Origin of the sequence: Nonomuraea lactucae (assembly GCF_003313395.1) — a bacterium.
Lineage (GTDB): Bacteria > Actinomycetota > Actinomycetes > Streptosporangiales > Streptosporangiaceae > Nonomuraea > Nonomuraea lactucae.
This window is the reverse complement of the sequence record NZ_QNFZ01000879.1, coordinates 1-6,983: the sequence shown is the minus strand read 5'-3', so window position 1 is coordinate 6,983 and position 6,983 is coordinate 1. Positions and strand designations below refer to the sequence as shown.

Annotated in this window: 9 protein-coding genes; 4 read left to right on the top strand and 5 right to left on the bottom strand. The window is 71.5% G+C overall.

Annotated features, from left to right (window positions below; genetic code table 11):
* Positions 1-684: DUF4232 domain-containing protein (locus DQW85_RS30365; protein WP_162795499.1), on the top strand; the 684-nt coding region annotated here is incomplete at its 5' end.
* On the opposite strand, the gene DQW85_RS30360 is transcribed toward DQW85_RS30365, so the two are convergent.
* The 4 genes from DQW85_RS30360 to DQW85_RS30350 are packed head-to-tail and all read right to left on the bottom strand — an operon-like array spanning position 632 to position 3,281.
* Entirely contained in the window at positions 632-1,282 is a 651-nt protein-coding gene (locus DQW85_RS30360) for a nucleoside/nucleotide kinase family protein (protein WP_240197519.1), read from the bottom strand. The genes DQW85_RS30365 and DQW85_RS30360 overlap by 53 nt on opposite strands.
* A 58-nt stretch (positions 1,283-1,340) precedes the next feature.
* On the bottom strand, positions 1,341-1,577 hold the full coding sequence (locus DQW85_RS44925) for a hypothetical protein (RefSeq protein WP_162795498.1): 237 nt from the start codon (positions 1,575-1,577) through the stop codon (positions 1,341-1,343).
* A 7-nt stretch (positions 1,578-1,584) separates the two neighbouring features.
* Positions 1,585-2,529 carry a sugar kinase gene (locus tag DQW85_RS30355; RefSeq protein WP_113703243.1) on the bottom strand — a complete coding sequence of 315 codons (945 nt, stop codon included), beginning with the start codon at positions 2,527-2,529 and terminating at the stop codon, positions 1,585-1,587.
* The gene (locus tag DQW85_RS30350; protein ID WP_338043428.1) at positions 2,526-3,281 is read right to left on the bottom strand and encodes an IclR family transcriptional regulator; all 756 of its coding nucleotides are present in this window, start codon (positions 3,279-3,281) and stop codon (positions 2,526-2,528) included. Before DQW85_RS30350 ends, DQW85_RS30355 begins: the two co-directional genes overlap by 4 nt.
* A gap of 132 nt (positions 3,282-3,413) precedes the next feature.
* On the opposite strand from DQW85_RS30350, the gene DQW85_RS30345 reads away from it, so the two are divergent.
* From DQW85_RS30345 to DQW85_RS30335, 3 genes are read left to right on the top strand one after another with little or no spacing between them, the layout of a single operon-like run.
* Positions 3,414-4,664, top strand: coding sequence for an extracellular solute-binding protein (locus DQW85_RS30345; protein ID WP_113703245.1), 1,251 nt, complete (start codon positions 3,414-3,416; stop codon positions 4,662-4,664).
* 5 nt (positions 4,665-4,669) lie between these two features.
* Positions 4,670-5,593, top strand: coding sequence for a carbohydrate ABC transporter permease (locus DQW85_RS30340; protein ID WP_205315524.1), 924 nt, complete (start codon positions 4,670-4,672; stop codon positions 5,591-5,593).
* Entirely contained in the window at positions 5,593-6,414 is an 822-nt protein-coding gene (locus tag DQW85_RS30335) for a carbohydrate ABC transporter permease (RefSeq protein ID WP_113703240.1), read from the top strand. Before DQW85_RS30340 ends, DQW85_RS30335 begins: the two co-directional genes overlap by 1 nt.
* Here DQW85_RS30335 and DQW85_RS30330 read toward each other — a convergent pair.
* Positions 6,385-6,983 (bottom strand): DNA glycosylase AlkZ-like family protein (locus DQW85_RS30330; RefSeq protein WP_162795497.1); only part of this gene is annotated, 599 nt, incomplete at its 5' end. The two genes, DQW85_RS30335 and DQW85_RS30330, sit on opposite strands and share 30 nt — an antisense overlap.

Sequence of the window (6,983 nt, the reverse complement as noted above, 5' to 3'; positions counted from 1 at the left end):
GCGCCCGCGCTGGCGCGCGGCCCGGCGCCCGACGGGGCGAGCGTCCTGGGCAGGCTCGCGCCCGACGGGGCGAGCGTCCTGGGCAGGCTCGGGCCGGACGGGGGGAGCCTCCTGGGCAGGCTCGCGCCGGACGGGGGAAGCGTTCTGGGCGGTTGCGCGCCGGCTCAGCTCGACGTGGGGCTCGGCAGGGTGGACCCCGGGGCGGGCAGCCGGTACGTGCCGCTGGTGTTCACCAACCGCTCCGGCGCCGGGTGCGTCATGCGCGGCCATCCGGGCCTGGTCATGCTCGACGACGCCGGCGCCGCCCTGCCCGGCACGGCCGAGGCCGTCGAGGGGCCGGGGGAGGCGGTGACGCTGGAGCCGGGCGGCAGCGTCGAGGCGGTGCTGCACTGGACCGTCACGGCGGACCACTGCGCCGGCGCGGCCAGGCTGCGGGTGACTCCGCCGCCCGGCGCGGCGGGGCAGGGGGCGACCGCTCCGTCCGGCGCGGTGGAGCAGGAGGTGACCCCGCCGGTGGAGCAGGAGTTGACCCCGCCCGGGGAGCGGGCCGCCACGACGATCGCGTTCCCGGCTGACAGGGTGTGCGGCGCGCTGGAGGTCACGCCCGTCCGTCAGCCGAGTTCGGTGGCCGTCACGACGTCCCCTGGTGGCGGGGCGCCACCCGGCGGAGGTCGATGGTGGTGACCAGGTCGGCGCGGTGGCGGGTGGCGGCCACGGTCTCCGCGTTGCGCTGGTCGCTGCCCAGCGCCCAGGCCCGCGCGGCGGCGGGGTCCTTGCCGTAGGCGATGTGCCGCCGCACCAGGAGCTCGACTCGGTCGCTCTCGCTGGTGTCGAAGTACCACACCTGGTCGAGCAGGCCCCGGACCGCCGCCCACGGCCCCTCGTCGAGCAGCAGATAGTTGCCCTCGGTGACCACCAACGACACGTCACGGGGGATCGAGATGGCGCCGGCGACGGGCTCCTCGATCTCCCGGCGGAACTCCGGCGCGTACACGACGTCCTCGCGCGCGGCTCGCAGCCGGCCGAGCAGGGCGACGTAACCGGCCGCGTCGAAGGTGTCGGGCGCGCCCTTGCGGTCACGCCGGCCCAGCCGGTCGAGTTCGGCGTTCGCCAGGTGGAAGCCGTCCATGGGAACGTGACAGGCGTGGGGAGCGAGGCGCGAGACGATGGCCTCCGCCACCGTGGACTTGCCCGCGCCGGGCGCGCCGACGATGCCGAGCATGCGCCGCGCACCCGACGCCGCCAAGGCTCCGGCGCGATGGACTAGCGCGTCCAAGGTCACGATCTCGTTCCTCCCCGCACCTGCGTGCAGCGGCTCGCGGCGGCGACTCGTCGGTAGGTCACATGGTGAAGTTACCTCCGCGCAATCCATTGCGCAATGGATTGCGCGAAGATTGCCTCGGCTGCGCCGCGGTGGCGTCCGGCCGGAACGAGCTGGTGCGGTGGCGGAAGCCGTGGGGGGTGCCCCGCACGGCGGCGAGCAGGTGCCCCGGCCCGGCTCCCGCCACGTCGATCAGCTCGCCGTCCTCGGGGCGGCGCAGTAACGGGCGCGCCCCTGGCGTCTCGTCGTCGATCATCTCAGCATTATCGGCTGACGGCGTCGGAACGGCGCCGCAGCAGGTTCAGGTCGCCGCGGCGGGGCAGGCTCTCCCAGTCGCCCTGGGAGGTGACGGCGAACGCCCCGGCCGCGCACGCCGTGCGCAGCCGCTGCTCCGGGCCGGCTCCGGCCAGCCAGTCGGCCAGCCAGCCGGCCGCGAACGCGTCGCCGGCCCCGACCGGGTCCACCTCCGTCACCTCGTACGGCTCGGCGTGCCGCACCCGGCCGTCGGACAGCTCCAGCGCGCCCTCGGCGCCCGACTTGACCAGGACGTGGCGGGGCCCCAGCGCGGACAGGGCCTTGGCCAGTTCGGCGCGGTCGTCGACGTCGGCGATCAGGCGCCCCTCGGGCAGGGTCGCGAACAGCACGTCCACGCCCGAGATCGTCTCCCGCAGCCACGCGCCCGCCTCCCCGGGCGACCAGAGCGCCCTGCGGTAGTTGACGTCGAGCGACACGAGCACCCCGGCGGCGCGGGCCTGGGCGATCGCGTGCCGTGCGGCCTCGCGGGCGGACGCCGACAGGGCGGGGGTGATCGCGGAGAGGTGGAGGACGCGGGCGCCCCTGATGAGCTCCGGGTCCAGGTCGGCGGGGGAGAGCCGGGACCCGGCGCTGTCCCTGCGGTAGTAGCTGACGTCGATCAGGTCGGCCGTGCGCCGCCCCTTGATCATCAACCCGGTCGGTGCCTCGGGGTCGGCGATGGCGCGGGTGTCCACACCCTCGCTCATGAGGGTGGCGCGGATCAGGTCGCCGAACTCGTCCGCCCCCACCCGGCCGACCCAGGCGGCGCTGTGGCCGAGGCGGGCCACGCCGATCGCGACGTTGGACTCGGCGCCTCCCAGGCCGAGCTCGAAGTCGCGGGCGAACCGCAGCGGTCCGGTACGGCGGGCGGCGAACAGCGCCATGGTCTCACCGAAGGTCACCAGGTCGGTCATCGGGTCGGGCTACCCAACTTTCTGGAGATGCGGGACGCCGCCGCGGCCACCAGCGGACCCACCTCACGCACCCGCGCGGCGGTGATCCGCGAGGTGAGACCGGAGACCGAGATGGCGGCGACCACGGTGTCGTTGTGGTTGAAGATCGGCGCGCCGACGCAGCGCACCTCGGGCTCGTTCTCGCGGTCGTCGACCGCGTAGCCGCGCCTGCGGACGCTCGCCAGCTCGGCGCGCAGCCGGCCCGGGTCGCTGATGGTGTGCTTGGTCCTGGCCTCCAGATGGAGCCCGTCGACCGTGTCGTCCGGCAGCCAGGCGAGGATGGCCTTGCCGACGGCCGTGGAGTGCAGGGGGCCGCGGCTGCCGATGCGCGAGGCCATGCGGACGTTCGTCTGGTTCTCCACCTTGTCGATGTAGACGACGTGCGGTGGTTCGTACACGACGAGGTGGACGGTCTCGCGCACCTCGCTCATCAGCCGGTGCGACTCCTCGGCCGCCACCGCGCGCAGGTCGAGGCTGGCGAGGTAGGCCTGGCCGAGCCGGAGCGTGCCATGGCCGAGCCGGTAGGCGCCGGTCCTGCGGTCGCGTTCGAGCAGCCGTGCCTCGATGAGCGGCACGGTCAGCCGGAGCACGGTGCTCTTGGACACGTCCAGCGCGTCGGCGAGCTGGGTCAGTGTGAGGCCGCTGCTGGCCCGTACGTGGTCCAGCACGGTCAGGGCACGGCGGAGCGAGGCTGACTGGTTGCGCTCGGGCACGAGGGTAAAGATAGGGCCAACCATCCCCCGATGGCACCGTTTGCGGCACGTCGTTGTGCAGTGCACAACAACTCCCGGCGTGCCTTCCCTGCTCGTCCCCGCATTCCTACTCTCTGCGCCAGGGAGGTAATGGTGAAGTTTGTTCATAGTGCTGTAGCCGGGATCGCCGCGGTGGCCCTGGTGGCCTGCGCGCCCTCCACCGCGCCCACGTCCGGCGGCGGCGACTCGAAGTCAGGAACGCTGCGCGTGTGGCTCTACGACGAGCCCAATCGCGCCCCCAAGGAGAAGGTCGTCGGCGAGGCGATCAAGGAGTTCACCGCCGCTCACGCGGGTGTGAAGGTCGAGGTCACCTACATCCCGACCACGCCCGCGCGGCACGAGAAGTTCAAGGGCGCCTTCAACGACCCGTCCAGCTCGCCGGACGTCGCGGAGTACGGCAACACGGACCTCGCCGAGTACGCCGCCGCGGGCGGCTTCGCCGACCTCACGGCCGACCTCCAGGGCCTGGACGTGAACGCTGACCTGCTCAAGTCAGCCTCCGTCGACGGCAAGGTGTACGGGCTGCCGTGGTTCATCGGCGTCCGCGCGCTCTACTACCGCACGGACGTCTTCGAGGAGCTGGGCCTGAAGCCGCCCGCCTCGGTCGAGGAGCTCACCAAGACGGCCCGCGACATCCGCGGCAAGAAGCCCGACCTGTACGGCATCGCGGTCGGCGGCGAGTACACCTTCGGCGCGCTCCCGTTCGTCTGGGGCGCGGGCGGTGACATCACCTCCCTCGACTCCCCCGAGTCGCGCAAGGGCGTGAAGGCGTACACGGACCTGCTGTCGGACGACATCTGCCCGCCCCAGGCGTGCGCCTCGCTGACCGGCGGCAAGACGGTCGAGCTGTTCGCCAGCGGCAAGGCGGCCATGGGCATCCTGGGCAACTTCAGCCGCTCCGCCGTGGACGCGGGGGTGGCGGCCGGCAAGTATCAGGTGGTGCCGCTGCCAGGCTACGAGAAGGGCTCGGTGGCGCCCGCCTTCGCCGGCGGCAACAATCTCGGCGTGATGAAGAACGCCCAGCACCGCTCGCTCGCGGCGGACTTCGTCAAGCTGCTCGGCGGCAAGCAGTACCAGACCAAGATGTACGAGGCCATGGGCAACCTGCCCACGCTGAGCGGCGCCCGTGACGAGCTGGCGGCCAAGGACCCGTTCCTCAAGCCGTTCCTGGAGACCGTGGCGAAGGGCACCAAGTTCGTGCCCATCCACCCCGGCTGGGTGAAGATCGACAACGGCAAGGTCATCCCGACCATGCTGCAGAAGGTCGCCACCAAGCAGGCGAGCGTGGACGAGGCCACCACCGAGGCGGCCACCGCCGTCAAGACGGCCCTCGGCAGCTCATGACCGCAATGGCAGCGGGCGTCACCGCCGGCAGCCACCGGGCGAGGGCGCGGCGCGGGCGGGGCAGGGTACGGCCGTGGCTGTACCTGCTTCCCGCCCTCGCCGTTCTTGTGCCGCTGTTCGGCTACCCCGTCTACATGCTGGGGCTGCTGTCGGTGTTCGACTACCGGCAGGCACAGGTCAGCGGCGGGCAGCCGACCACGTTCGTCGGGTTCGGCAACTACGCCACGCTGCTGGGCGACGCGCGGTTCTGGAGCGTCCTGCTGCAGACCGTCGGGTTCGCCGCCGCACTGGTGGTCGGCACGCTCGCCGTGGGCGCGGCGCTGGCCGTGCTGATGACCAGGATCGGGACCGTGCCCAGGGTGGCGCTGTCGCTCGCCGCCCTGGCTGCCTGGGCGGCGCCCGCCATGACCGGGTCCACCGTGTGGATGTTCCTCTTCGACGCCGACCTGGGGCTGGTCAACCAGGTGCTCGGCATCGACGGGTTCAACTGGTTCTTCGACAAGTGGGTGACGTTCGGGGTGGTGGGCGCCACCGTGGTGTGGCACTCGTTCCCGTTCGTGATGGTCACCCTGTACGCGGGGATCCAGGCCGTGCCCGGCTCGGTGCTGGAGGCGGCCTCGCTCGACGGGGCCTCGACCTGGCAGTCGTTCTGGCGGGTGATCGTGCCCATCCTGCGGCCGCTGATCACGATCGTGGTCATCCAGTCGATCATCTGGGACTTCAAGATCTTCACCCAGATCTACGTGATGACCAACGGCGGCGGCATCGCCGGCCAGAACACCGTGCTCAACGTCTACGCCTACCAGACCGCCTTCGGTTCCTCGGAGTACGGGCTGGGCTCCGCGATCGGCGTGGTGATGACGCTGATCCTGCTGGTCGTGACCATGTTCTACATCCGGGCGCTGCACCGGACAGGGGAGAAGCTGTAGTGAAGACCTCTCGGCTCGCGGCCAACACGGTGGCGCTGGTCGTGGCGTTCCTGACCGCGTTCCCGATCTACTGGATGGCGCTGTCGGCGCTCAAGCCCCCTGGTGAGATCCAGTCGCTCGACGTCAGGCCGTGGACGCTCCATCCCACCTTCGGGCACTTCGCCCGGGTGCTCACCGGCGAGGGGTTCGCCCGCTACTTCGTCAACAGCGCGGTGGTGGCGCTGTCGGTCGTGGCGCTGTCGGCCGTGGTCGCGTTCCTGGCCGCCGTGGCCGTCACCAGGTTCGCGTTCAGGTTCCGGACCACGGTGCTGATCATGTTCCTGGTGGCGCAGATGGTGCCGGTGGAGGCGCTGACGATCCCGCTGTTCTTCGTGGTGCGGGACGCGGGGCTGCTCAACACGCTTCCCTCGCTGGTGCTCGTGCACCTCGCGTTCTCGCTGCCGTTCGCGATCTGGATGATGCGCGGCTTCGTGGCAGCGGTGCCCGAGTCGCTGGAGGAGGCGGCGCTGATCGACGGCGCGAGCCGCGCGACGGTGCTCTGGCGGATCCTCTTCCCGCTGGTCGCCCCCGGACTGGTCGCGACCAGCGTCTTCTCGTTCATCGCAGCCTGGAACGACTTCGTCTTCGCCAGGACCTTCATCATCTCGGCCAAGGAGAACCAGACCCTGCCCGCGGCGCTGCTCGTCTTCTTCAAGCCCGACGAGAACGACTGGGGCGGCATCATGGCGGCCTCGACGCTGATGACCATCCCGGTGCTGATCTTCTTCGTGGCGGTCCAGCGCAGGTTGGTGTCAGGTCTGGGAGGGGCCGTCAAGGACTGATGTCTCGTGCTTGTCGCGCGGGGCCAGGAACTCCAGCAGCCGGAGCCCCTCCGCCTCGACCTCGGCCAGGGACGCGATCGGCTCCCACTGGTGGATGGTGAGGGTGGAGACGCCCTTGGCCCGGGTCACCGTCCAGTCACCCATGCTGAGGCCGTCGACGAGGATGAGGCGCGGCATCACGTTCGTCCCCATGAACCCGCGCATCGACGCGAACCCCGTCTCGGTGATCACCCTCGACCTGTCCGCGTGTGACAGGAACAGGTTGTCGAAGTCGTACATCAGCCTCACCGGCGCCGGGACGTCCTCGTCCGGCCGGGGCGCGTCCGGCAGGTCGTAGAGGACGCGCCCGTCCTCGTCCCGGAACCGCACCAGGTCGAGCTCCTCCACCACCTCGGCCAGCCGTGTCAGCCCCGACCAGGTCTGCACATCCTTGACCGTGGCGGGCCCGAAGGCCCCCAGGTAGCGCAGCACCAGCTCGGCGGCCGTCATCGCGGGAGCGCTCCGGCCCGCCAGCCACGCCTCCGCGGGCGCGTGCGCGATCGGCCCGCTGCGGCCCCACAGGCCGCGCG